The 23,921-nt window shown below is 36.1% G+C and carries 23 protein-coding genes and 2 riboswitches; of the genes, 21 read left to right on the top strand and 2 right to left on the bottom strand.

Annotated features, from left to right (window positions below; all coding sequences use genetic code 11):
- The first annotated feature begins 90 nt into the window (after positions 1-90).
- Positions 91-912: a Cof-type HAD-IIB family hydrolase gene (locus ACNTMY_RS04860; RefSeq protein ID WP_423215600.1), complete on the top strand. Its 822-nt coding sequence runs from the start codon at positions 91-93 to the stop codon at positions 910-912.
- Positions 913-946: 34 nt separating this feature from the next.
- Here ACNTMY_RS04860 and ACNTMY_RS04855 read toward each other — a convergent pair whose 3' ends face one another.
- Entirely contained in the window at positions 947-2,278 is a 1,332-nt protein-coding gene (locus ACNTMY_RS04855) for an alanine/glycine:cation symporter family protein (protein ID WP_423215599.1), read from the bottom strand.
- Positions 2,279-2,409: 131 nt separating this feature from the next.
- A riboswitch (glycine riboswitch) is annotated at positions 2,410-2,585 on the bottom strand.
- Positions 2,586-2,766: 181 nt separating this feature from the next.
- Entirely contained in the window at positions 2,767-4,167 is a 1,401-nt protein-coding gene (locus ACNTMY_RS04850; protein WP_423215598.1) for a PLP-dependent aminotransferase family protein, read from the bottom strand.
- A 106-nt stretch (positions 4,168-4,273) separates the two neighbouring features.
- Between ACNTMY_RS04850 and pdxS the strand changes: the two genes are divergently transcribed.
- From pdxS to ACNTMY_RS04750, 20 genes are all read left to right on the top strand, one after another.
- Positions 4,274-5,149, top strand: coding sequence for a pyridoxal 5'-phosphate synthase lyase subunit PdxS (gene pdxS, locus ACNTMY_RS04845; protein WP_423215597.1), 876 nt, complete (start codon positions 4,274-4,276; stop codon positions 5,147-5,149).
- Between the two features lie 8 nt (positions 5,150-5,157).
- Complete coding sequence (pdxT, locus tag ACNTMY_RS04840; RefSeq protein ID WP_423215596.1) at positions 5,158-5,733, top strand: pyridoxal 5'-phosphate synthase glutaminase subunit PdxT; 576 nt, start codon at positions 5,158-5,160, stop codon at positions 5,731-5,733.
- Positions 5,734-5,868: 135 nt separating this feature from the next.
- Entirely contained in the window at positions 5,869-8,187 is a 2,319-nt protein-coding gene (gene pcrA, locus ACNTMY_RS04835; RefSeq protein WP_423215595.1) for a DNA helicase PcrA, read from the top strand.
- Between the two features lie 90 nt (positions 8,188-8,277).
- Positions 8,278-8,367: riboswitch (TPP riboswitch) on the top strand.
- A 162-nt stretch (positions 8,368-8,529) separates the two neighbouring features.
- A complete protein-coding gene (thiW, locus tag ACNTMY_RS04830) occupies positions 8,530-9,108 on the top strand; it encodes an energy coupling factor transporter S component ThiW (RefSeq protein ID WP_423215594.1) in 579 nt (192 codons plus the stop codon).
- Entirely contained in the window at positions 9,108-9,794 is a 687-nt protein-coding gene (locus tag ACNTMY_RS04825; RefSeq protein ID WP_423215593.1) for an HAD family hydrolase, read from the top strand. The genes thiW and ACNTMY_RS04825 overlap by 1 nt, the downstream gene beginning before the upstream one ends.
- Complete coding sequence (gene tenA, locus ACNTMY_RS04820) at positions 9,795-10,475, top strand: thiaminase II (RefSeq protein WP_423215592.1); 681 nt, start codon at positions 9,795-9,797, stop codon at positions 10,473-10,475.
- On the top strand, positions 10,468-11,265 hold the full coding sequence (gene thiD / locus ACNTMY_RS04815; RefSeq protein WP_423215591.1) for a bifunctional hydroxymethylpyrimidine kinase/phosphomethylpyrimidine kinase: 798 nt from the start codon (positions 10,468-10,470) through the stop codon (positions 11,263-11,265). The genes tenA and thiD overlap by 8 nt, the downstream gene beginning before the upstream one ends.
- A complete protein-coding gene (thiM, locus tag ACNTMY_RS04810) occupies positions 11,266-12,060 on the top strand; it encodes a hydroxyethylthiazole kinase (protein ID WP_423215590.1) in 795 nt (264 codons plus the stop codon).
- Positions 12,053-12,685: a thiamine phosphate synthase gene (gene thiE, locus ACNTMY_RS04805; RefSeq protein WP_423215589.1), complete on the top strand. Its 633-nt coding sequence runs from the start codon at positions 12,053-12,055 to the stop codon at positions 12,683-12,685. Before thiM ends, thiE begins: the two co-directional genes overlap by 8 nt.
- Before the next feature lie 112 nt (positions 12,686-12,797).
- Complete coding sequence (locus ACNTMY_RS04800; protein WP_423215588.1) at positions 12,798-14,078, top strand: O-acetylhomoserine aminocarboxypropyltransferase/cysteine synthase family protein; 1,281 nt, start codon at positions 12,798-12,800, stop codon at positions 14,076-14,078.
- Between the two features lie 110 nt (positions 14,079-14,188).
- On the top strand, positions 14,189-14,848 hold the full coding sequence (locus ACNTMY_RS04795; protein ID WP_423215587.1) for a DNA alkylation repair protein: 660 nt from the start codon (positions 14,189-14,191) through the stop codon (positions 14,846-14,848).
- 88 nt (positions 14,849-14,936) lie between these two features.
- Entirely contained in the window at positions 14,937-15,638 is a 702-nt protein-coding gene (locus ACNTMY_RS04790) for an ABC transporter ATP-binding protein (RefSeq protein ID WP_423215586.1), read from the top strand.
- Between the two features lie 10 nt (positions 15,639-15,648).
- Positions 15,649-18,285, top strand: coding sequence for an FtsX-like permease family protein (locus tag ACNTMY_RS04785; RefSeq protein WP_423215585.1), 2,637 nt, complete (start codon positions 15,649-15,651; stop codon positions 18,283-18,285).
- 105 nt (positions 18,286-18,390) lie between these two features.
- Positions 18,391-18,987, top strand: a complete 597-nt coding sequence (locus ACNTMY_RS04780) for a restriction endonuclease subunit S (RefSeq protein ID WP_423215584.1) — start codon at positions 18,391-18,393, stop codon at positions 18,985-18,987.
- Between the two features lie 134 nt (positions 18,988-19,121).
- Positions 19,122-20,459, top strand: a complete 1,338-nt coding sequence (locus tag ACNTMY_RS04775; RefSeq protein WP_423215583.1) for a DUF2130 domain-containing protein — start codon at positions 19,122-19,124, stop codon at positions 20,457-20,459.
- A 91-nt stretch (positions 20,460-20,550) separates the two neighbouring features.
- Complete coding sequence (truB, locus tag ACNTMY_RS04770; RefSeq protein WP_423215582.1) at positions 20,551-21,429, top strand: tRNA pseudouridine(55) synthase TruB; 879 nt, start codon at positions 20,551-20,553, stop codon at positions 21,427-21,429.
- Between the two features lie 13 nt (positions 21,430-21,442).
- Entirely contained in the window at positions 21,443-22,375 is a 933-nt protein-coding gene (locus tag ACNTMY_RS04765; RefSeq protein ID WP_423215581.1) for a bifunctional riboflavin kinase/FAD synthetase, read from the top strand.
- A 42-nt stretch (positions 22,376-22,417) separates the two neighbouring features.
- The gene (locus ACNTMY_RS04760) at positions 22,418-22,822 is read left to right on the top strand and encodes a Spx/MgsR family RNA polymerase-binding regulatory protein (protein ID WP_024344044.1); all 405 of its coding nucleotides are present in this window, start codon (positions 22,418-22,420) and stop codon (positions 22,820-22,822) included.
- 68 nt (positions 22,823-22,890) lie between these two features.
- A complete protein-coding gene (locus ACNTMY_RS04755; RefSeq protein WP_021142350.1) occupies positions 22,891-23,166 on the top strand; it encodes a UPF0223 family protein in 276 nt (91 codons plus the stop codon).
- Positions 23,156-23,920, top strand: a complete 765-nt coding sequence (locus tag ACNTMY_RS04750; RefSeq protein ID WP_423215580.1) for an inositol monophosphatase family protein — start codon at positions 23,156-23,158, stop codon at positions 23,918-23,920. The genes ACNTMY_RS04755 and ACNTMY_RS04750 overlap by 11 nt, the downstream gene beginning before the upstream one ends.
- Position 23,921 lies beyond the last annotated feature (1 nt).

Here is a 23,921-nt window from a genome sequence, read left to right as displayed (position 1 = left end):
TGGAAGTTTAAGCAACTTCCAGTTTTTATTTTGCGAAAGATTTTTGAAACTGCTATCATAGTATTAGAATACTTTGAAATGGTGAAAAATATGATAAAAATGATTGCAGTGGACATGGATGGTACTTTTCTGGACGGAAAAGGTGAGTATGATTTTGAAAGATTTGAAAAAATTCTTAACGAGCTAGATAAACGCGGGATAATTTTTGTTGTAGCTACTGGAAATCAAATTTCTCGAATGAGACTCACTTTTGGAAAACAAGCAGAGCGTCTTGCTTACGTTGTGGGAAATGGTAGCCATTTGGTTGTAAAAGATGAAACGAAGTACTTAAAAAATTTTACACCAAAGCAGCTCGACCATCTTTTGACCTTTTATCAAAATCATTTTAATGATTATCATATGGTTATCTCGTCGCCTAACCATTCATATATGACAAAGGGTGCTTATAATTGTCAAAATCTAGGAAATCCTGAAAGACTTGCTTATTATAACGCGAGTTTCCCAAATGTAATTCTTCTTGACTCAATGTCTGAGCTTCCGAATGAGCCGATTAATAAGCTAACCATGCAGTTGCCTGAAAAGTTGGAAGAAGATGTAACAAAAGAATTCAAAAAAGAATTTCCAGATTTAGTACCTATGGCTAGTGGTTTTGGCGCCATTGATGTTGTCTTGCCAGGTGTTGATAAAGCGTTTGGTATTAAAAAACTAATGAAATTGCAAAATATCTCAAGCAGTCAACTTATGGCATTTGGCGATGGTGATAATGATTTAGCCATGCTTGAGTTAGCAGAATACTCTTATGCAATGGAAAATGCAACTGACCGTGTGAAAAGCACAGCACGCTTTATTGCTCCTGCAAATACTAAATCTGGTGTTTTTCAAGTTATTGAAAAATATTTAGAATCTCGTTAACACAAAAACTCCTGAGAAATCTCAGGAGTTTAATTTATTTCATACGAGTAAAATATTTTTTAGTTTCACGGATGATAACTGGTGAAAGTGCTAAGAGGGCAATCAGATTTGGCAATGCCATAAGACCATTGACGATATCAGCAATAATCCAGATAAGCTCAAGTTTCAAGAAACCACCAAGTGCAACCATGATAACGAAAACTACTCGGTAAAGTTTAATGTGTTTTGTTCCAAAAAGAAACTCAAAGCAACGTTCACCGTAATATGACCAACCAAGAATAGTTGTAAAGGCAAATAGAACAAGACAGAATGTAAGAGCTAGCGCTCCTGGAGTACCAAAAAGAGAAGAGAAGGCAGCTTGTGTTAACGGAGCACCTTCAAGACCTGCAACTGTCCATTTTTCAGTTACGATGATTGAAAGTCCAGTTAATGTACAGATAATGATTGTATCAATGAAAGTTCCTGTCATTGAGATAAGCCCTTGTTCTACAGGTTCTTCAGTTTTAGCGGCAGCAGCGGCAATCGGAGCAGAACCAAGTCCAGATTCGTTTGAGAAAACACCACGCGCAATACCTTTTTGAATAGCGTCTTTTACAACAGCACCTGCAAAACCACCGACAGCAGCAGTCCCTGTAAATGCACCAGAGAAAATTTGCCCAAAGGCTGGAATGATTTGGTTAGCATTACAGAAAATAACAGCAAGAGTAGCAAGAATGTAAATAATTGCCATGAAAGGAACCACTTTTTCAGCAACTTTAGAAATTGATTTGATACCACCAAAAATGATAATAGCAACCACAACCGCGACTACAATACTAACAATTTGTGGTGCTAGACCGAAAGAATTTTCAAGAGATGAAGTGATTGAGTTAACTTGTGAAAAAGTACCAATACCAAAGTAAGCTACAAGAATTCCTGCAACGGCAAAGAAGATAGCAAGTGGTTTCCAACGTTTTCCCATACCATTTAAAATGTAGTACATTGGTCCACCAGAAACTTCTCCGTTATCATCACGAGTGCGGTATTTAATGGCAAGAAGTCCTTCAGAGTATTTGGTAGCCATTCCAAAGAATGCAGCAATCCACATCCAAAAGAGAGCTCCAGGTCCACCAGCTTTGATAGCTGTTGCAACACCAACAATATTACCAGTACCAACTGTCGCAGCTAGAGCTGTTGCAAGAGCAGCGAAACTTGAAATATCTCCTTGTCCTTTATCGTCAGCAAAAATTAATTTGAATGCTTTAGGGAGTTTTAGGATTTGAAGTAAACCAAGACGAATAGTCAAGTAAATTCCTGTTCCCACCAATAAAATTAATAGTGGGGCACCCCAGACAATATCATCAAGCATTGTAAAAAAGTTAAGCATATATGAATAGTCTCCTACTAATATAGCGCCTATGATGCCATTAAAAAAAAGAAAAAGGAGCTATCATTAAGATAACTCCTGAAAAGTGATAAGAAGACTGACAAAGATAATATACCTTACCTGTTAATCGATTCTTATCTTCTGTCCTTTTGCCTGAGAGTTTGAGCTAAACATAAAGTTCAGCCTTGCCCCTTCGGCGCCTATCTAGTATTCAAAGTTAGTATTATAATACTTAGTCCTTAAAAACATACTAACTAAAGAATACCAGTGCCATTAAAAATGGCTAGGTCTCTCCAGAAGTCCGTCCATCACCCAGTCCCTGTCTATGACACCTGAGAGCGTAACTCCTTCGGCGAAAGGCAAGCTTTCTTCTCCTGAATGACATCATTCGGTTCGCTATTTGATTTGTTTACTATATTAAAGTAAAAACCGAACTTTGTCAAGCCTATTTTTTGAATTGTTTGGGAAAAATATAAAAAATTAAAAAATCAGAGAATTATTTTTGCTAAAACATTAATGATGTAATCACTTTCTTTTTCGGTTATGTTAGCATAATTAACAATAAAACTTTTCTCAAATAGTCTATTTTTTCCGTGATAGTAATGTGAAATTGGAGTCATGAGCAAGTGATTTTCTAATGCTACCTGACATATTTTTTCTTCTGATAAGTCGCTGGTGATAGTCATGATAAAATGCAGACCAGATTCGTCCTCATGTATTGTAATGTGATTTTTAAGTGGACTAGAAAGTAATTTATGAACCAAGCTATCGCGCTTTCTTTGATAAAACAAACGCATACGATTTAAATGTTTTTCAAAATAGCCGTCCTTTATAAAATAAGCAAGAGTGTATTGCTGCAAATTCGATACAGTATTGCTGTAAAAATTTAGCTTATCTTCAAATTGCTCAAGTAACTGTGGTGGAAGAATCATATAACTAATTCGCAGCGTAGAAGAAAGACTTTTACTAAAAGTATTAATATATATCACTTTTCCAAGTGTATCGATTTCTTGCAGACTGGGTATAGGAAGACCTTGAAAACGGAACTCACTGTCGTAATCATCTTCAATAATATAACGATTTCCTTGATTAGCCCAGCTAAGAAGCTCGTAGCGTTTACCAATTGAAAGAATACTCCCAGTTGGGAATTGATGGGAGGGTGACAAATGAATAACATCAGCTCTTGTTTGCTTTAGTTTTGAAATACTAATGCCGTCTTTTTCCATATCAATGTAGGTTTGCTTAATATTAAATTGCTGGTAAATCTTTCGAATTTTAGGATAACTTGGATTTTCTAAGGCGATTATTTTATCAAGCCCAAGTAATTGAATGAGAATAGTATACAAATACTCTGTCCCAGCACCAATGATAATCTGTCTTGGATCGACAGCCATTCCTCGATAGTCGTTAAGATGCTTTGCAATTGCTTGTCGAAGTAAAAGAATACCTTTACTAGGAGATGGTTGGACAAGTTCGTTTTGACAATTATTTAAAACTTGTCGAACAATTTTTGACCAGGTTGAAAATGGGAAAGTTTCTGAATTAGTTTGATTGTTGCTTAATCGCAAAAAAGACTTATTTTCATCTGGCATGGTTTCTGGATGTGAAAGTAGCCTTATTGTTTTTTCAACAGGCGGGTGGTGCAGATTGATTTCAGATACGAAAAATCCCTTTTTAGGTAAGCTGTAAATATAGCCCTCGGCTTTAAGCTGTTGATAGCTGTTTTCGACAGTGACCATTGATATTCCAAGATGTTTGGCTAAATTTCGTTTTGAGGGAAGCTTGTCATTAGCTGATAGAGTACCTCTTGTAATATCTTGTTTTATTGCCCGATAAAGTTGTTCATATAGCGGAATATTTCCGTGATTTTCTAGTGAATATGTAAGCATAAAATCTCCAATCTGACCCTATAAAAAATATTTCATTTGGTGCTTGATACCATGTCAGTTTTTATTATAATGAAAAGCAATAAAAATGTAAATGAGGTGTTTTTTTATGGAAAATCAACGTTATCAGCTCAACAAACAATTAGCGCAAATGTTAAAAGGTGGCGTTATTATGGATGTGACAACACCTGAACAAGCAAGAATAGCTGAGCAAGCAGGAGCTTGTGCCGTTATGGCACTTGAAAGAATTCCAGCAGATATTCGTGCTGCAGGTGGAGTATCTCGCATGAGTGACCCTAAAATGATTAAAGAAATCCAAGAAGCTGTTTCTATTCCTGTTATGGCAAAAGTTCGAATTGGGCATTTTGTTGAGGCACAAATTTTAGAGGCGATTGAGATTGATTACATTGATGAAAGCGAAGTGTTATCACCAGCTGATGACCTTTACCATATCGATAAGACAACATTTAATGTTCCCTTTGTCTGTGGGGCAAAAAATTTAGGTGAGGCTCTTCGCCGTATTTCCGAAGGTGCCAGCATGATTCGATCAAAAGGGGAACCCGGTACTGGAGATGTTGTTCAAGCTGTTCGACATTTACGTGAATTAAACAAAGAAATTCATCGTCTACAATCTCTTCGTGAAGATGAATTGTACCAAGCTGCTAAAGAACTTCAAGTGCCTTATGATTTAGTAAAAGAAGTTCATGAGACTGGAAAATTACCTGTGGTTTTATTTGCTGCAGGTGGTGTAGCGACGCCTGCTGATGCTGCGCTTATGATGCAACTTGGAGCAGAAGGAGTTTTTGTTGGTTCAGGAATTTTTAAATCTGGAAATCCTCAAAAGCGCGCTCGTGCTATCGTTCAAGCGGTGACAAACTATCAAGATAAAAATTTACTCGCTAATTTATCAGAAAATCTCGGCGAAGCTATGGTTGGGATTAATGAAGAAGAAATTCAGTTGCTCATGGCTGAACGAGGCATTTAGGAGGAATAATGGTTTTAATTGGAGTACTAGCTTTGCAAGGTGATTTTGCAGAGCATAAAGCAAAATTAGCTTCATTAGGAGCTGAGACAGTTGATATTAGGCAATTTGATGATTTACACAAACCTTTGGATGGCATTGTGTTACCAGGTGGTGAATCAACAGTTCAAGGAAAATTATTGAATGATTTGTCTCTTTTAGAGCCTTTGCGTGAGAAGATTATACAAGGTTTACCTGTTCTTGCAACTTGTGCTGGATTGATTTTGCTATCTGAGCGGGTTGAAAATCAATCTAAAGCGTATTTAGCAACCTTGCCAGTAACGGTTAGAAGAAATGCTTACGGAAGACAGTTAGGAAGCTTTTTTACTTATTTGGATTTTAAAAACATTGGTCAAGTACCTGCAACTTTTATTCGAGCTCCATACATTAGTGAAGTTAGAAATGGTGTCGAGATTTTGTCTGAGCACCATGGTAAAATCGTTGCAGTACGCTATCAAAATCAAATTGCTTTAGCCTATCACCCAGAAGTTGATAACGATAATAGCATTCATTCATATTTCTTAAAGATTTGTCAAAACAAAGAATAAGCAGCAAAGACTATTTCTCCAAAAAATGGTACAATAGATAAGCATTATTTAAAAATGAAATTATTGATATAGAGAGGAATAAATCACGGAGATTTTAGCTGTTTATTCTAGAATACATGTCCGTGAAAGTATACGATGAATCCTTTATTAAATGGTATGAATGACAAGCAGGCCGAAGCTGTAAAAACAACTGAAGGTCCGCTTTTGATTATGGCAGGAGCTGGTTCAGGTAAGACACGTGTGTTGACACACCGTATCGCTTATTTGATTGATGAAAAATTTGTCAATCCTTGGAATATCTTAGCGATTACCTTCACCAATAAAGCGGCGCGTGAAATGCGTGAACGTGCGATGGCTTTAAATCCAGCAACAGCAGATACTTTGATTGCAACTTTCCACAGTATGTGTGTTCGTATTTTGCGCCGTGATGCTGACCATATTGGCTATAATCGCAACTTTACGATTGTTGATCCTGGTGAACAACGTACGCTTATGAAACGAATTCTTAAAACGCTTAATCTTGATCCTAAAAAATGGAATGAACGTGCGATTTTAGGGACAATTTCAAATGCTAAGAATGATCTTCTTGATGAAGTTGCTTATGAAAATCAAGCAGGTGATATGTATACGCAAATTGTAGCCAAATGTTATAAAGCTTATCAAGCGGAACTTCGTCAAAGTGAAGCTATGGACTTTGATGACCTCATCATGCTGACGCTTCGTTTGTTTGACCAAAATCCTGATGTCTTGGCTTACTACCAACAACGCTACCAATACATTCACGTTGATGAGTATCAAGATACTAACCACGCACAATATCAATTGGTTAAACTTTTAGCTTCTCGTTTTAAAAATATTTGTGTCGTCGGTGATGCTGACCAATCTATTTACGGTTGGCGTGGTGCTGACATGCAAAATATCCTTGATTTCGAAAAAGATTATCCGGAAGCTAAAGTTGTCATGCTTGAAGAAAACTATCGTTCAACTAAGAAGATTCTTCAAGCAGCAAATGCCGTTATCAATAATAACCGCAATCGTCGTCCTAAAAAACTTTGGACACAAAATGCTGATGGTGAGCAGATTGTTTACTACCGTGCGCGTGATGAACGTGAAGAAGCCGTTTTTGTGGCATCAACTATTGATAATATTGTTCGTGAACAAGGTAAAAACTTTAAAGATTTTGCGGTTCTTTATCGTACCAATGCGCAATCACGTACCATTGAAGAAGCTCTGCTAAAATCTAATATTCCTTATACAATGGTTGGTGGTACTAAATTCTACAGCCGTAAAGAAATTCGTGATGTAATTTCATACTTGAATGTCATTGCAAATACTGCTGACAACATCAGTTATGAACGTATCGTTAACGAACCAAAACGTGGTGTTGGTCCTGGTACACTTGAAAAAATTCGTACTTTTGCTAACCAACAAAATATGAGTTTGCTTGATGCATCGGCTAATATCATGCTTTCTGGTGTTAAAGGAAAAGCAGCGCAAGCTGTTTGGGAGTTGTCTAACTTGCTCATGAATCTTCGTGATGATTTAGATAAATACAGCGTGACTGAATTAGTTGAAGCAGTCCTTGACAAGACAGGATATCTGGATGCCCTTCGCGTACAAAATACTCTTGAAAGCCAAGCGCGTATTGAAAATATCGAAGAATTCTTGACAGTTACGAAAAACTTTGATGAAAATCAAGATGATGCTCCAGAAGATGAATCTGGTATTGACAAACTAAGCCGTTTCTTAAATGACTTGGCTTTGATTGCTGATACTGATGATGGTGATACTGAAACAGCAGAAGTAACTTTGATGACTTTACACGCTGCCAAAGGTTTGGAATTTCCAATTGTCTTCTTGATTGGTATGGAAGAAGGAGTGTTCCCACTTTCTCGAGCTGCTGAAGACCAAGATGAGTTGGAAGAAGAACGTCGTTTAGCTTATGTTGGTATTACTCGTGCAGAGCAATTACTTTTTGTGACAAATGCTAATACACGCACTTTGTTTGGTAAAACAAGTTATAACCGCCCATCACGTTTCATTCGTGAGATTGATGATGAGCTATTGCAATACCAAGGTCTAGCTCGCCCGGCTAATTCATCATTTGGGGTACGCTATAGCAATAGCAATGATAACTCAATGTCGTTTGGTAAAGGCATGAGTCTTCAACAAGCTCTTCAAGCACGTAAAGCAAAAGTTCAGCCAACATCACGAGGAGCACAGCCATATTCTAAAGCTGTTAAAGGTGTTCCATTTGGTCAATCAGCTAGCGCTTCAAAAGAAGCGGTCGACTGGCAAATTGGAGATATCGCTCATCACAGAAAATGGGGTGATGGAACTGTCCTTGCTGTTTCTGGAATAGGTAAAACACAAGAACTTAAAATTAATTTCCCAGAAGTCGGACTCAAAAAACTACTGGCTAGTGTCGCACCAATTGAGAAAAAATCAAAATGATAGAGACTTTATTAGTCTCTATTTTTTTAAAATATTCCTGAAAGCACTTGCAGTATAAAAAAGATTGTGGTAAAGTATCTGTGTAATTAAATATGACATTTGGGGTGCGTAAAAGCTGAGATTATACCCATTGAACCTGATGCAGTTAGAACTGACGAAGGGAAATGTGTGAGTTACAACGTTTTTTGTTGTACGTGAAAATCGATATTTGATAGTTCTTTTGTTCATTCAAGAGAGCTGTTTCGCAGTATTATAATTAAACTCCATTTGAATTTTTTCAGATGGTGTTTTTTATTTTTCTGTGAGCTTTGTGTGCTTTTTGGTGTCGAGAAAGGATTTTTTATGACGAGTAATCGTGTACACCGTTTATCTGCTTTAGCTATTATGATAGCTTTGGACTATTTACTAACACCGATTTTTAGAATTGAAGGAATGGTATTTATGTCAAGCGTTATGAACGTTATAGCAGGAACTTTTATGACACCGCTATATGCTGTGTCAATGGCCTTTATTGTTGCTATTATGCGGATTTTAACACAGCCTGGTGTTGCCAGTGTTGCACCTTTGGCTATCGTAGGTTCAGTGCCTGGGGCATTTTTGGCTTCTTATTTTTATCGGTTGACCAGAAAAGTTAGTATGTCTTGGTTTGGCGAATTTCTTGGAACAGGTTTGATTGGCTCATTTATTTCAGCACCAGTTATGGTGTGGTTTTGGACTTACTCAGCAAATGGTGATAGTGAATTGTTAGCAAAAGCATCACAAGCACAGTCATTATTTTTATTTACACCGAGATTTGTTTTGGCAACGTTAATCGGTGGAGCAATAGCTATGCTTGTTCTTCGAGGGTTAAGGTTTTCAAGATATTTTATGAGCCTTGAAGCGTTATACACAAGTAATAGAAAAAGTGGTGATATCAAATAATGGGATTCAGAAGTTTAGATAGTTTATTGCTCGATTCCAAAAAGAAATCTAATAAGGTAATTTTTCTAGATTTGGATGGAGTGATTTTTGATTCATACAGCTTATGGGATGATGTGATTAAAGAGTTTTTGGCTATGGCAAATGTTGATTATACTGATGAAATTAAAAAACATCTTTGGCGGTTAAATATGCCAGAAGCGGAGTTGTATCTTGCAGAGTTTTTTGTATCACAAAATCTGGAATTTCAAGAAAACTTACTAAAGAGTCTTCTGGTGGATGCTTATCGACAAGTTGGCTTAATGCCTAAGGCTGATGAGATGTTATCTGACTTACACCAACAAGGATTTTTGATTTATGCCGTGACATCAAATTATCAATATTTAGCTCAGCTTGGTTTGAAATCTTCAGGAGTATTGAAATACTTTTTTAAGATCATTTCTTGTATTGGAATAGGATTTCCCGATAAAACTGAGGATTTTTATCATTGCCTTTTAGAGAAGGAAAAATTGCAAGGCAAAAAAATATATTACCTGGAAGACAGTCTTAGAAATCTCAAAAAGGCTGAAAAGTGTGGTATAAGTGGTGTGTTTTTATCAAATCTAGATAACCCTCAAGATAGTTTTGAACACGATTTTAAAACCATTCAAACATTAGATGAATTTATAGAGATAGTAAAGGAAAAGTAAATGATTGATGAAATGAAAGAACGAAGCCTTGTCTTTATTGATAAGATTTCTAAAGATGATTTTATTCAGGATATGATAAATGGCTCACTGTCTGAAAAGGCGATTTGTCATTATCTAAAAGCAGATGCAATTTATTTAGAAAAATTTGCAGATATCTATGCTCTTTTATTTGCAAGAATACCTGATAAAGTAAGTAAGAACTTTTTCTTAGGACAAATTGATTTTATTTTTAACCATGAAGTTGGTGCCCATCATATTTTGGCTAAAGCTGCTGGTAAAGAGTACCATGATATCATTGTAGATAAGGCTTGGTATCCAAGTTCGGATCATTATATTAAGCATATGTATTATCAACTTAATCAAGATAATCCAGCTTATATTTTAGCAGCTATGCTTCCGTGCCCTTTGATTTATCAGCAAGTGGCTCAAAAAGTTTTGGAAAGTGGAAAATTGTCAGATGAGAATCCGTTTAAAGCTTGGTTTGATTTTTATGCTAAAGACGAAGCAGCTGCTTGTTTACCAACTTATTTTGAGCTATTAAAAACATATAGTAGCCAACTACCAAAAGATAAAGAAAATGAAATTATTCGAGTCTTTTTGGAAAGTTGTCAGCATGAACGTCAATTTTTCCAAATGGTATATGATCAAGAAGACTGGCCAGAGGAGGTCAAAAATGTCTAAATTAAACGTAGCATTAACAATTGCAGGAACAGATCCGAGTGGTGGTGCAGGAATTATGGCGGATTTAAAGAGCTTTCAGGCGCGTGGCGCTTATGGAATGGCGGTCGTAACAAGCGTTGTAGCTCAAAATACACAAGGCGTCCAAGATATTTGTAACCTCAGTCAAACAATTCTTGATGAGCAGTTAAAAAGTGTCTTTTCAGATATCACACCAGATGCAATCAAGACAGGGATGTTAGCTGAAGTTGAGACAATTGAAAGAGTAAGTCAGTACTTGAATACTATTTCTTGTCCATATGTGTTAGATCCAGTTATGGTAGCAACTAGTGGCGACCGCTTGATTAGTACAGAAGCAGTTGAAGCTCTTAAAGAAAAATTGCTACCCCTTGCTACTATAATTACACCAAACTTGCCAGAAGCTGAAGTTCTTTTTGGAAAAGAATTAAAAGACGAGGGTACTATTCTTGAAGCAGGGAAAGTTATCCAATCAGAGTTCGGTGTCAAAAATGTCGTCATTAAAGGAGGGCACTTAGATAATGACGCTAAGGATTTTCTATTCTTAGAAGACGGACAAGTCGTCACGTTTTCAGCTGAACGTATTCCAACAAAGCATACGCACGGTACTGGTTGCACATATGCGGCAGTCATCACAGCAGAGCTTGCTAAAGGCAGAAGTGTTCAAGAAGCAGTTGCAACTGCTAAACGTTTTATTACTGAAGCGATAAAAACTGCACCAGAACTCGGTCATGGAAATGGCCCGGTCAACCATGTCAGCTACAAAGGAGACTAAATGAGTTATTTAGATGAATTGAGAAAACAAAATCCGCTAACGATTTGCATTACAAATGGTGTTGTGAAGAATTTTACAGCTAATGGACTACTTGCACTTGGTGCTTCGCCAGCAATGAGTGAGTATCAAAAGGATTTAGAAGATTTTTTGCCAAATGCCAGTGGGTTACTTATCAATATCGGAACACTAAGTGATAAAACTTGGCAGCTGTACAAGGATGCCTTAGATATTGCCGAAAAAAATGGTGTCCCTACGGTACTTGACCCTGTTGCTGCAGGTGTTGGACCATATCGAAAACGAGTTGCAAATGATTTAATTAAAAATCACAAACTTTCATTAATTCGTGGTAACGCGGGTGAAATTGCTGCGCTTATTGGAGAAGATGTAGCAAGCAAAGGTGTAGATTCAGCTGACGTTGCGAACATTGGACAACTTGCTTTAAAAGCACATAAACAGCTAAAACTACCAATTGTTATCACAGGAAAAACAGACGCTATCGCTGTAAATGGTCATGTAAAACTTTTGCATAATGGCAGTAGTCTCATGCCTTTAGTGACTGGAACTGGTTGTTTACTTGGTGCTGTATTAGCAGCGTTTATTGGTATTGCTGGTGATGATTTATTTTCATGCCTTGAAGAAGCAATGTCTGTCTATAATATCGCAGGTGAAATTGCCGAAAAAAATTCTGGTATTGGGCTACCAGGAAGTTTTCAAGTAGCATTCGTAGATGCACTCCATCAAATTTCGAATGATGACGTTGAAAAAATGAAAAAGGTTGAGAATTATTGTGAATAAAGAAGAATTACAAGTCTATTTTATTTGTGGTACACCAAATTGTTCAAAAGGAATGTTTTTTAAGACTTTAGAGGCTGCATTAAAATCAGGTGTGACTTGTTTCCAACTTCGTGAAAAAGGAAATGGGGCTCTGATTGGAAAAGAAAAACTGGATTTGGCTCTCAAAGTTAAGGAACTTTGTCATAAGTATCACGTTCCTTTTATCATCAATGATGACATCGATTTAGCTTTACAAATTGGTGCAGATGGCATTCACATTGGGCAAGATGACATGCCAGTCACTGAAGCCCGCAAACTATTTTCAAACAAAATTATAGGACTATCAGTTGGAAATGTAAGGGAATACCAACTATCTGAGATAGATTTGGTTGATTATATTGGGGTAGGTCCGATTTTCCCGACTCCATCTAAGTCAGATGCTGGAGAAGTTATTGGTTTAAAAGGCTTGAGAGAAATTCGTGAATTGGATAAAGCAATTCCGATTATAGCCATTGGTGGAATTACAATTGGAGATGTTCCAGCCATTTGTGAATCAGGCGCTGATGGCGTTGCAGTCATTTCGGCTTTAGCAAAATCAACTCAGATCGAATTAGATACTCAACGGTTTGCAGATGCCTTTCATTAAGGGTATAGTTTGAAACTATATCTAGTCTTTTTTAATAAGTATTAGTCAAGTTTTTTAAAAAAGTGTAAAATTGTACGTACATTCAGAAAATTTAATGATTGGAGTACATGCCATGACACGAAAATATAATTTTGAAACGTTACAATTACACGCAGGTCAAGAAGTTGATCCGACAACAAAATCTCGTGCGGTTCCAATTTACCAAACAACCTCTTATGTTTTTGATGATGCCCAAGAAGGAGAAGATTTATTTGGCTTGAAGAAACCAGGTAATATTTACTCTCGAATTGGAAATCCGACAGTGGCTGTTTTTGAAGAGCGGATTGCTGCTCTTGAAAATGGTGTTGGTGCTGTAGCGACAGCTTCTGGTATGGCAGCTATCACATACGCTGTGCTTGGTTTAGCTCATGCAGGAGATCATGTAGTGGCCGCGACAACACTTTATGGCGGTACTTTCAATCTGCTTAAAGAAACATTGCCACGTTATGGCGTCACAACAACTTTTGTTGATGTTTCGAATCTTGAAGAACTCGAAAATGCTATTCAAGAGAATACTAAGTTAGTTTTGATTGAAACGCTTGGTAATCCTGTTATTAATATTCCTGATATCGAGAAAATTGCTGATGTTGCACACGCTCATAAAATTCCATTAGTTACTGACAATACATTTGGAACACCGTATCTTATTAATGTTTTCTCACATGGTGTTGATATTTCAGTTCATTCTGCAACTAAGTTTATTGGTGGACACGGAACAACGATTGCGGGTGTGGTAGTCGATTCTGGAAACTTTGACTGGGAAGCTTCTGGCAAATTCCCACAATTTGTTGATGAAGATCCATCATACCATAACATTAGTTATACACGTGATGTAGGTGCGGCAGCCTTCATCACTGCACTTCGTGTTCAATTGCTACGCGATACTGGTGCGGCTTTATCACCATTTAGCGCATTTTTACTGCTACAAGGTCTTGAAACATTGTCTCTTCGTATTGACCGACACCTTGAAAATACGAAAAAAATTGTTGAATTTTTGGATAATCATCCTAAAGTTGAAAAGGTTAACTATCCAAGCTTGCCATCTAGCCCTTACTATGAGTTAGCTCAAAAATATTTCCCTAAAGGAGCAGGCTCAATCTTCACTTTCCATATCAAAGGTGGTCAAGAAGAAGCTCACAAATTTATCGATAATCTTGAAATTTTTTCTGATTTGGCAAATGTTGCTGATGCTAAATCACTTGTTGTGCACCCAGCAACAACAACACACCAACAACTGTCTGAAGAAGATTTGCAAGCTTGCGGAGTCACACGCAACCAAATTCGTGTTTCAGTTGGTCTAGAAAACGCAGAAGATTTGATTGAAGACTTACGATTAGCTTTGGATAAGATTTAGGGTAAAAATTGTGTCAATATAGGGTAAAAGCAAAAGTCTGAGAGAAGATAACTCAGACTTTTTTTGTTAGAATGAATTTGACAATAACGTCGAAAAAAGGAGAAATCTGAATGGGAAGATTTGATCTTATTCGAGAAAAATTTGAAAAAGAATCTGATTTTAAAAAAGCAAATGAAATGTCTGCTTATATGAAAAATCAATTTTATTTTTATGGTATTCAAACACCAAAACGACGTGACATTTATAAGGCTTTTTTAAAAGAAGAGAAAAAACGGCGAAGTATTGATTGGGATTTTTTAGAGCAAGCTTGGCATGATAATCACCGTGAAAGTCAGTATTTAGTATTAGATTATTTGAGTGCTTTAAATAAGTATTTAACATATAATGATATTTTTAAGATTGAAATATTTATCAGAAGTAAGCAGTGGTGGGATAGTATTGACATACTAGCCAAAGTTATTGGTCAGATTGGTTTAGTCGATGACAGCGTTGAAGAGTTAATGCTTACTTGGTCAAAAGTCGATGATTTTTGGGTTCGAAGATTAGCTATTCTACATCAACTTGGACGAAAAGATGCAACTAATGTTACCTTATTACGAAATATTATTCTAAATAATATTGATTCAAAGGAATTCTTTATCAATAAAGCAATAGGTTGGGCACTTCGTGATTTTTCAAAAACAAATCCTGATTGGGTGAGAGATTTTTTAGCTAAATATAATGATCATCTGTCTAATTTGACAATCAGAGAAGCCAGTAAATATTTGTGATTTTTGAGCATATCTTTCGTCTAATTTCTATTTTTTCGGTAGAATAGAGAGAAAGGGTTTTCTTAAATATTATAAAGAGGTTAGTTAAATGTCATATATTGAAATGAAACATTCTTATAAACGCTATCAAGCAGGTGAGACTGAGATTGTTGCCAATAATGATATCAATTTTGCAATTGAAAAAGGGGAGTTGGTTATCATTCTTGGTGCATCTGGTGCTGGAAAATCAACGGTCTTAAATATTCTCGGTGGAATGGATACCAATGACGAGGGTCAGGTTTTGATTGATGGTGTTGATATTGCTAAATTCAACGCAAAGGAATTGACAACATATCGTCGTAATGATGTTGGTTTTGTTTTTCAATTCTACAATTTGGTGCCTAACTTAACTGCTAAAGAAAATGTTGAATTGGCTTCTGAAATTGTTCCAGACGCTAGAGATGCTGAACAGACTTTGGCTGATGTTGGTCTAGGAAAACGTCTAAATAATTTTCCTGCGCAGCTTTCAGGTGGTGAGCAACAGCGTGTTTCAATTGCGCGTGCGGTAGCTAAAAATCCTAAATTATTGCTCTGCGATGAACCAACAGGTGCATTGGACTACCAAACAGGAAAACAAGTTTTAAAAATTTTACAAGATATGTCACGTCACAAAGGTTCAACTGTTATTATTGTAACGCATAATTCAGCTCTTGCTCCAATTGCTGATCGTGTTATTCACATGCACGATGCGACAGTCTCTAGTATTGAGGTTAATGAGCATCCGCAAGACATTGAAACTCTAGAATATTGAGGTGGCTGATATGTCGAAGAAAACGTACTGGAAAGATATCAGAAAATCAATTGGCAGTTCTAAAGGTCGCTTCTTATCTATTATGCTTTTGATGATGCTAGGAGCATTTGCGTTTGTTGCTTTGAAGGTGACTGGACCAGATATGCAAAGAACAGCAAGTGATTACCTTAAAAAACACAACACGATGGACTTGTCTGTTATTGCAAGCTACGGTCTGAGTGATGATGACAAAAAGGAATTATCATCTGTAAAAAAAGGTCAGGTTGAATTTGGTTATTTAACTGATGTGACTATAAAAAATACCGATGACGCTATCCGGATTTTTTCAAAGAGCAAGGCCATTTCAACTTACGAGCTTGTATCGGGAAAATTTCCAAAAGCAGATAACGAAATTGCATTAGCATCAACACTCAAAAAAAAATACAATGTTGGTGATGAGATAGCATTCACGCAACCAAGTGAAAACGGAGTGTTGAAAAAAACAACATTTAAAGTTGTTGGATTTCTTAATTCATCAGAAATTCTTTCTAAAAGTAGTCTAGGCACATCAACTGCTGGTAATGGAGTATTAAAATACTATGCTGTCACAAGCGAGTCTGCTTTTGATAGCCAATTCTACACTATTGCTAGAATTCGTTATGATGAGTTGAAAAGCTTAAATCCATTTTCTGAAAGTTATAAAGAAAAATTAGCAGCTAAGGAAAATACTTTAGATGATTTGTTATCTGATAATGCTGACAAGCGTTTAAATCAATTAAAATCAGATGCTCAGTCTGATATTGATACGAATCAAGAAAAAGTAACAACTGCTAAATCACAGTTAGCGGGGCAAGAAGCTGCACTTTCTTTATTACCTGCAGAGCAACAAGCAGTAGCCCAAAGCTCAATTAATGACGCTAAAGTTAAAATTGCAGAGAGCGAACGCCAAATTCAAGAAGCTAAAGCGCAGGTTGAGGCAATGAAGGCACCAACTTATTCGATTTATACGCGTTCATCTTTCCCAGGTGGTGGCGGTTACCAAACTTATGAATCAAGTACTTCAAGTATCGGAAGTATTGGAAATGTCTTTCCGGTTGTCTTGTACGTAGTAGCTGCGCTTGTGACATTTACAACGATGACACGATTTGTTGATGAAGAGCGTACCAATTCAGGGGTTTTAAAAGCCCTCGGATATAGCAATAGTGATGTTATTAAAAAATTTGTTATCTATGGTTTTGTCGCAAGTATGACTGGAACGATTATTGGTGTTTTTGCTGGACATTATATCTTGTCGCAAGTTATCGCTGAAATCGTTACTGGTGATACAACTCTTGGAAGTACACACTTGTATTTCTACTGGTCATACACTCTAATAGCATTTGTATTTGCTTTTGTCAGTGCAGTTTTACCTGCCTTCATTATTGCTCGAGGTGAACTTAGTGAAAAACCAGCACAGTTGCTACTACCTAAACCACCAGTTAAAGGTTCAAAAATTCTCTTAGAGCGAATCGGATTTATTTGGAGCAGAATGTCATTTACTCATAAAGTAACTGCTCGAAATATTTTTCGATACAAGCAACGTATGTTAATGACGATATTTGGTGTCGCTGGTTCAGTTGCTTTGCTATTTGCTGGTCTCGGTATTCAATCGTCACTAGGTAAAATTATTGATAATCAATTTTCACGATTGATGCCGTATGATATGATTGTCGTCAAAAATAGTGAAGGTGCTACTTCAAAAGAATTAAGTTCATTCATGGATTCTAAAAAAGTATCCAAATACCAAAGTGTATTCATGTCACATCTAACGGAAAAAATTTCTGGTTCGACTGATAAGCAAGATATTTCAATTCTTGTGAGTGATGATAATGATTTTGGGGATTTCATCCACCTTAAAGATGCTAAAACAAAACAAGAACTTACTTTATCTGATGATGGCGCTGTTATATCAGAAACATTAGCAGACCTATACGATGTAAAAGCAGGTGATAAATTTACTCTGAAAGATCAAAATGGTCGTAAACGTTCTATTAGAGTTTCAGAAGTTGCAGAGATGAATGTTGGTCATTATTTGTTTATGTCGAAAAAATCATATCAAAAAACATTCGATGACTCTATTTCAAACAATGCATATCTTGTGATTCTTAAAAATCATTCAAGTAAGAACATTGAAAATATGGCGACAAAATTGCTAGCAATGGATGAGGTATCTGCTGTTAGCCAAAATGCAACACTTGTCAAAAATGTCAATTCAGTTGTTGAATCTTTAAATGGCGCTATGACAATCTTAATTATTATTTCAATACTATTAGCGGTTGTTATTCTTTATAATTTGACTAACATCAATGTTGCTGAACGTATCAGAGAATTGTCAACGATTAAAGTACTGGGCTTTTACGATAAAGAAGTAACTATGTACATTTATCGTGAGACGATTGTGCTATCCCTAATTGGAATTGTCGTTGGATTAGTTGGAGGACAATATCTTCACCAAATCATTATGAATATGATTGGTTCAGATGCGATTAAATTTGGTACAGAAGTCGGAGTTGAAATTTATATTATACCAGTTGTAGTAGTTGTTGGTATTTTATTACTTCTAGGCTTCTTAGTTAATCACATCTTGAAAACTGTTGATATGTTGGAGGCGTTGAAGTCTGTAGATTAGTAGTAAAAAATACGAATATTATAGCAGAAGAGTAGCTATGGCTGCTCTTTTTACTTGTCAAAATTATATCTTAGTATTAGAATACTATTTGTAAAGGAGATAGTTATGAGCGAAGCAATTGAAAAATATCAAGTGAATAATATAGCAAAAATTCCCTTAAAGGAAGTAACCGAACATTTCAAAGGTAAGGCTGTTTCAAATTTAAGTAACGAAGGAAATATTGCTGTTATTAATCTTAGTGATATGTTTGAAACTGGCATAGATTATGATAATCTGAAAAAAATTGAAGCAGATGAATCTAGCGTCCAGCGCTATCTACTACAAGAAGGGGATGTTTTGATTGCTTCAAAGGGTACAGTCAAAAAAACAGCTATTTTTCATGAGCAAGATTATCCGGTCATCGCATCAGCTAATATTACTGTCTTGAGACCTATTGCTGATATTGCAGGTGGTTACATCAAACTATTTCTAGATTCAAAACTTGGTCAAGAACTTCTTGAAGAGACTAATACAGGCAAGAATGTTATGAATTTAAATACTCAAAAAATCGTTAGTATTGAAATACCAAGGCTTCCAGCTCTTAAACAAGCCTATCTCTTACAACGCTACGAGCAGGGTCTTAGAGATTATAAACGTAAAATGGCCAGAGCACAGCAAGAATGGCAACACATCCGTGATGAAGTTGAAAAGAACTTATTTTAAAAGTTAACTGGTGAGGTTAGGACAGTTTTATCCTAGCCTCTTTATCTGCGTGAAATCTGATGATGAAACATTTTTAGCAGAATTATGGCACAGATTTGCTATAATAAAACTATTATCAAATGAGCGAGGAAATTATGAGTAATATAAAATGTCCACATTGTGGAACGGTTTTTACTATTAATGAAACAGAATATAGTCAATTACTTGCGCAAGTTCGTAGCAGTGAATTTGACAAGGAATTACATGAACGTTTAGCAAAAGAAAAAGCCTTGATGGAAGAAAAATCTAAAAATGATTTACAAACTCAAGTTAGTATCAAGGACCAAGAAATCGCTGAATTGTCAGCTCAATTAGAGCAGTTAAAGCAAACTCTTGAACTAGAAAATCAACGCCAGTTGAGCCAGAAAGATCAAGAAATCATTACCTTAAAATCTCAACTAGATAATCTTAATTCAGTTAAACAACTAGAATTAACACAAGCTTTGGCTGAAAAAGATAAAGAACTTGTTGACCTTAATAATCAAATTGAACGTTTATCGCTTGAAAACAAAACAAGTTTGGTTGAGGCAGTTGCAAGTGTTGAAAAAGAGCGGGATGATGCTAAGGCTAAGCTTGCTTTGCAGGAAAAAGAAGCAGAGCTATCACTTGCTTCAGTTAAAAGTGATTATGAAGCACAGTTAAAAGCAGCCAACGAACAGGTTGAGTTCTACAAAAACTTTAAGGCTCAGCAATCAACAAAAGCTATCGGTGAAAGTTTGGAAGTCTATGCAGAAACTGAATTTAACAAAGTTCGTGCCTATGCATTTCCAAATGCTACTTTTGGAAAAGATAATGAAGTTTCAAGTCGTGGCTCGAAAGGTGATTTTATTTACCGTGAAACAGATGAAAATGGTGTTGAAATACTATCAATCATGTTTGAAATGAAAAACGAGGCTGATGAGACTAAAACAAAGCATAAAAACAAGGATTTCTATAAAGAACTCGATAAAGACCGTCGCGAGAAAAATTGTGAGTATGCCGTTTTAGTAACCATGTTAGAGGCGGAAAATGATTATTTCAATACTGGGATTGTTGATGTTAGTCATGAGTATGAAAAAATGTATGTTGTACGTCCGCAACTTTTCATTCAATTGATTGGTATTTTGCGAAATGCTGCGCTTAATTCGCTTAAGTACAAGCAAGAATTAGCCTTGGTACGTGAGCAAAATATTGATATCACTCACTTTGAAGATGACCTTGAAACCTTCAAAAATGCCTTTGCTAAGAATTACAACTCAGCAAGCAACAACTTCAAAAAAGCCATTGATGAAATTGATAAATCCATTCGTCGTATGGAAGAAGTTAAGCGTTTCTTAACTACTAGTGAAAACCAGCTTCGTCTTGCAAATAATAAATTGGACGATGTTTCGGTAAAAAAATTAACTCGAAAAAACCCTACTATGCGTGCTAAATTTGAAGCATTAAAAGATTGATTTATTTTTTAGTAATAAAATATTGACAAGTTGAACCAAAATCAAAGTTTTAGCTTGTCTTTTAATGCTGAAAACGGTTATAATAGTAGTTATGATTAACGGAATTATTAACTTAAAAAAAGAAGCAGGAATGACTAGCCATGACGCAGTCTTCAAGCTTCGAAAAATTTTACATGAAAAGAAAATTGGTCACGGTGGAACACTAGACCCTGATGTTGTCGGTGTTTTACCAATCGCTGTTGGAAAAGCAACTCGCGTGATTGAATATATGACCGAAGCTGGAAAAGTTTACCGTGGGCAGATTTGTCTAGGTTTCTCAACAACGACAGAAGATGCTAGTGGTGAGATTCTTGAGAAAACTCCAGTTACTGACTTATCTGAAGAAAAGGTAGATCAGGCTTTATCTCGTTTCATTGGAGATATTACTCAGGTTCCGCCGATGTATTCGGCTGTTAAAGTCAATGGTAAACGTTTGTATGAGTACGCTCGAGCTGGTCAAACAGTCGAACGTCCAAAACGTCAAGTAACTATTCACGATTTCAAACGTACTAGTCAGTTATCATTTAAAAACGAGTGTTGCTATTTCGATTTTGAAGTTGCTTGTAGTAAGGGTACTTATATCAGAACCTTGTCAGTTGATTTAGGAAAAGAACTTGGCTATGCGAGTCATATGTCTTACCTAGAACGCCAAGCTTCAGCAGGCTTGCAATTGGAAGACGCTTTAACTTTATCTGAAATTGCTGATAAAGTTGCGCAAGATGATTTCTCATTCCTTTTGCCAATCGAATACGGTGTCATGGATTTGCCTCGTATTGACTTGACTGAAGAGGAAGTTACTGAAATTTCTTTCGGTCGAAAGATTGCCATTGATAGAGATGAAGTGCAAATAGCAGCCTTCTATCAAGACAAAGTTGTAGCTATTCTGATTCCACGCGATGACCTATATAAACCTAATAAAGTGTTTTTATAATAGATTGGAAAATATGAATATTCAACATATAAATGATGCTCGAGATATAAAAACTACTCGAGATAGTGTTTTAGTATTGGGATACTTTGATGGTCTCCACCGAGGCCACAAAGCATTATTTGATAAAGCAAAAGCAATCGCACAGCGTGAACAATTAGAGTTGACGGTTTTAACTTTTAATGAGTCACCACGTTTGGCGCTTGCTCGATTTACGCCAGAATTACTTTTGAATTTGACGGCACCACAAAAACGATATGATAAATTCGCTGAGTATGGTGTTGACAATCTTTATTTGATTGATTTTACATCATCATTTTCAAAAGGTTCATCAAAAGAATTTCTTGAAACGTATATTAAATCTTTACGTGCCAAAACAATTGTTGTTGGTTTTGATTATAAATTCGGTCATGACCGTAAAGATGCACAATATCTTTCAGAGATTTTTGATGGGCAAGTTATTGTCGTATCAGAAGTCCAAGATAATGGTGAGAAAATCAGCTCAACCAGAATTCGTAAAGAGATTTTGTCAGGAAATGTTTCTGAGGTTAATCGCCTCTTAGGGTATGAATTTTCAACAAAGGGAATTGTCGTTCACGGGGATGCTAGAGGACGTTCTATCGGATTTCCTACCGCAAATCTTGCTGTTTTAGATCGTGTCTATATTCCAGGTGATGGTGTTTATGTGACAGATATTATCGTATCTGGAAAACGCTATCGTTCAATGACTAGTGTCGGAAAAAATGTTACATTTGGCGGCCAAGATTTACGTCTAGAAGCTAATATTTTTGATTTTGAAGAAGATATTTACGGAGAAAATGTAGAAATAATTTGGTTAGATAAAATTCGTGGTATGGAAAAATTCTCTGGTGCTGATGAGCTAGTTGAGCAGCTAAAAAATGATAAAAAAATTGCTCAAAATTGGAGAAAAAATAGCAAAGTTTTTTAAAATTTTGTATAATTAAGATAAGAAGATGAGAGAGGTGGTTTTATGATTACTTTATTTTTGTCACCAAGTTGTACGAGCTGTCGAAAAGCGCGAGCTTGGCTTAATGAACATGATGTTAAATTTCAAGAACACAATATCATTACCAGCCCTCTTAGTCGCGATGAATTGATGAATATTTTAGCATTCACCGAAAATGGAACAGAGGACATTATTTCAACTCGTTCAAAAGTTTTCCAAAAATTAGATATTGATCTTGATGAGTTATCTGTTTCAGATTTGATTGATTTGATTGCAAAAAATCCAGGCTTGCTTCGTCGTCCAATTATATTGGATAACAAACGAATGCAGATTGGATTTAACGAAGACGAGATTCGTGCATTTTTGCCGCGCGATTATCGCAAACAAGAGTTGCGTGAAGCAACAATTAAAGCAGAGATTGAAGGATAGAAAGGAATGACTCATCGTTATTACTTGTACTGAAGTTACATGATTTTGATGAGTTGGGATATTATTGTATGAAAAATTACAGCTATCCGCTTGATTTGTCTTGGAGCACTGAAGAGATAGCATCAGTGCTTCATTTTTTGAATCAAGTTGAAGCCGCATACGAAACAAAAGTTTCAGTGAGTGATTTATTAAATAGCTATGCTGAATTCAAGACAATCGTAAAAAGCAAAGCTCAAGAAAAGCAAATTGATCGTGAATTTCAGCAAAGTAGTGGCTATTCCACTTATCAAGCTGTAAAAGCTGCTAAAGCTAAGGAGAAAGGATACATTTCCCTTGGAAAATAAGTTTGAATTTGCTAAACAAATTATTCGTGAAGCAGGCGATTTGATTAAGTCAAGTATGGCAAGTAACCTTCAAGTTGAAGAAAAAACGCGTTTTGACGATTTAGTAACAAACGTTGATAAATCGACTCAGGAATTACTAGTTAAAAAAATAAAAAAATATTATCCTAATGATAATATTTTTGCTGAAGAGAACGGCTTACGACACCGCATTTCTGACGGTAATGTTTGGGTTCTTGATCCAATTGATGGAACAGTTAATTTTGTGGCTCAAGGAACGCATTTTGCTGTCATGATTGGCTACTACGAAAATGGTGTAGGACGATTTGGCCTTATTTATGATGTGATGAATGATTTGTTGTATTCTGGTGGTGGCCAATTTGATGTTTATAAAAATGATCAAAAATTACCTTCATTCCAGAATCGACCTCTTAATCGTTTTTTAGTTGGTTGTAATGCTTGCATGTATGCGACTAATTATCATGGCCTTCAAGATATGATTGAGCAAACTTTAGGGATTCGCGTGTACGGTGGAGCAGGTATAAGTATGGCTGCTGTCATGGAAGGTCAGCTAATGGCTTACTTTTCTTATATTCAACCATGGGATTATGCAGCGGCTAAGGTCATGGGGGAAAAACTTGGCTATACTTTATTGACCATTGATGGAAAAGAACCTGATTTTGTTAATCGTCAGAAGGTTATGTTTGTTCCAAAAGAAAAATTACCAGAAATACAAGCTTATTTGAAAGAAACCTAGT

The organism is Streptococcus equinus, from assembly GCF_049393735.1.
Classification (GTDB): domain Bacteria; phylum Bacillota; class Bacilli; order Lactobacillales; family Streptococcaceae; genus Streptococcus; species Streptococcus equinus_G.
The sequence above is the reverse complement of the archived record's forward strand: the minus strand, read 5'-3'. Positions and strand labels throughout refer to the sequence as shown.

Bases quoted from the DNA above. Each gene is read 5' to 3' on its own strand.
- ACNTMY_RS04860 (WP_423215600.1), top strand. From the start codon at position 91: ATGATAAAAATGATTGCAGTGGACATGGATGGTACTTTTCTGGACGGA.
- ACNTMY_RS04855 (WP_423215599.1), bottom strand. From the start codon at position 2,278: ATGCTTAACTTTTTTACAATGCTTGATGATATTGTCTGGGGTGCCCCA.
- ACNTMY_RS04850 (WP_423215598.1), bottom strand. From the start codon at position 4,167: ATGCTTACATATTCACTAGAAAATCACGGAAATATTCCGCTATATGAA.
- pdxS (WP_423215597.1), top strand. From the start codon at position 4,274: ATGGAAAATCAACGTTATCAGCTCAACAAACAATTAGCGCAAATGTTA.
- pdxT (WP_423215596.1), top strand. From the start codon at position 5,158: ATGGTTTTAATTGGAGTACTAGCTTTGCAAGGTGATTTTGCAGAGCAT.
- pcrA (WP_423215595.1), top strand. From the start codon at position 5,869: ATGAATCCTTTATTAAATGGTATGAATGACAAGCAGGCCGAAGCTGTA.
- thiW (WP_423215594.1), top strand. From the start codon at position 8,530: ATGACGAGTAATCGTGTACACCGTTTATCTGCTTTAGCTATTATGATA.
- ACNTMY_RS04825 (WP_423215593.1), top strand. From the start codon at position 9,108: ATGGGATTCAGAAGTTTAGATAGTTTATTGCTCGATTCCAAAAAGAAA.
- tenA (WP_423215592.1), top strand. From the start codon at position 9,795: ATGATTGATGAAATGAAAGAACGAAGCCTTGTCTTTATTGATAAGATT.
- thiD (WP_423215591.1), top strand. From the start codon at position 10,468: ATGTCTAAATTAAACGTAGCATTAACAATTGCAGGAACAGATCCGAGT.
- thiM (WP_423215590.1), top strand. From the start codon at position 11,266: ATGAGTTATTTAGATGAATTGAGAAAACAAAATCCGCTAACGATTTGC.
- ACNTMY_RS04800 (WP_423215588.1), top strand. From the start codon at position 12,798: ATGACACGAAAATATAATTTTGAAACGTTACAATTACACGCAGGTCAA.
- ACNTMY_RS04795 (WP_423215587.1), top strand. From the start codon at position 14,189: ATGGGAAGATTTGATCTTATTCGAGAAAAATTTGAAAAAGAATCTGAT.
- ACNTMY_RS04790 (WP_423215586.1), top strand. From the start codon at position 14,937: ATGTCATATATTGAAATGAAACATTCTTATAAACGCTATCAAGCAGGT.
- ACNTMY_RS04785 (WP_423215585.1), top strand. From the start codon at position 15,649: ATGTCGAAGAAAACGTACTGGAAAGATATCAGAAAATCAATTGGCAGT.
- ACNTMY_RS04780 (WP_423215584.1), top strand. From the start codon at position 18,391: ATGAGCGAAGCAATTGAAAAATATCAAGTGAATAATATAGCAAAAATT.
- ACNTMY_RS04775 (WP_423215583.1), top strand. From the start codon at position 19,122: ATGAGTAATATAAAATGTCCACATTGTGGAACGGTTTTTACTATTAAT.
- truB (WP_423215582.1), top strand. From the start codon at position 20,551: ATGATTAACGGAATTATTAACTTAAAAAAAGAAGCAGGAATGACTAGC.
- ACNTMY_RS04765 (WP_423215581.1), top strand. From the start codon at position 21,443: ATGAATATTCAACATATAAATGATGCTCGAGATATAAAAACTACTCGA.
- ACNTMY_RS04760 (WP_024344044.1), top strand. From the start codon at position 22,418: ATGATTACTTTATTTTTGTCACCAAGTTGTACGAGCTGTCGAAAAGCG.
- ACNTMY_RS04755 (WP_021142350.1), top strand. From the start codon at position 22,891: ATGAAAAATTACAGCTATCCGCTTGATTTGTCTTGGAGCACTGAAGAG.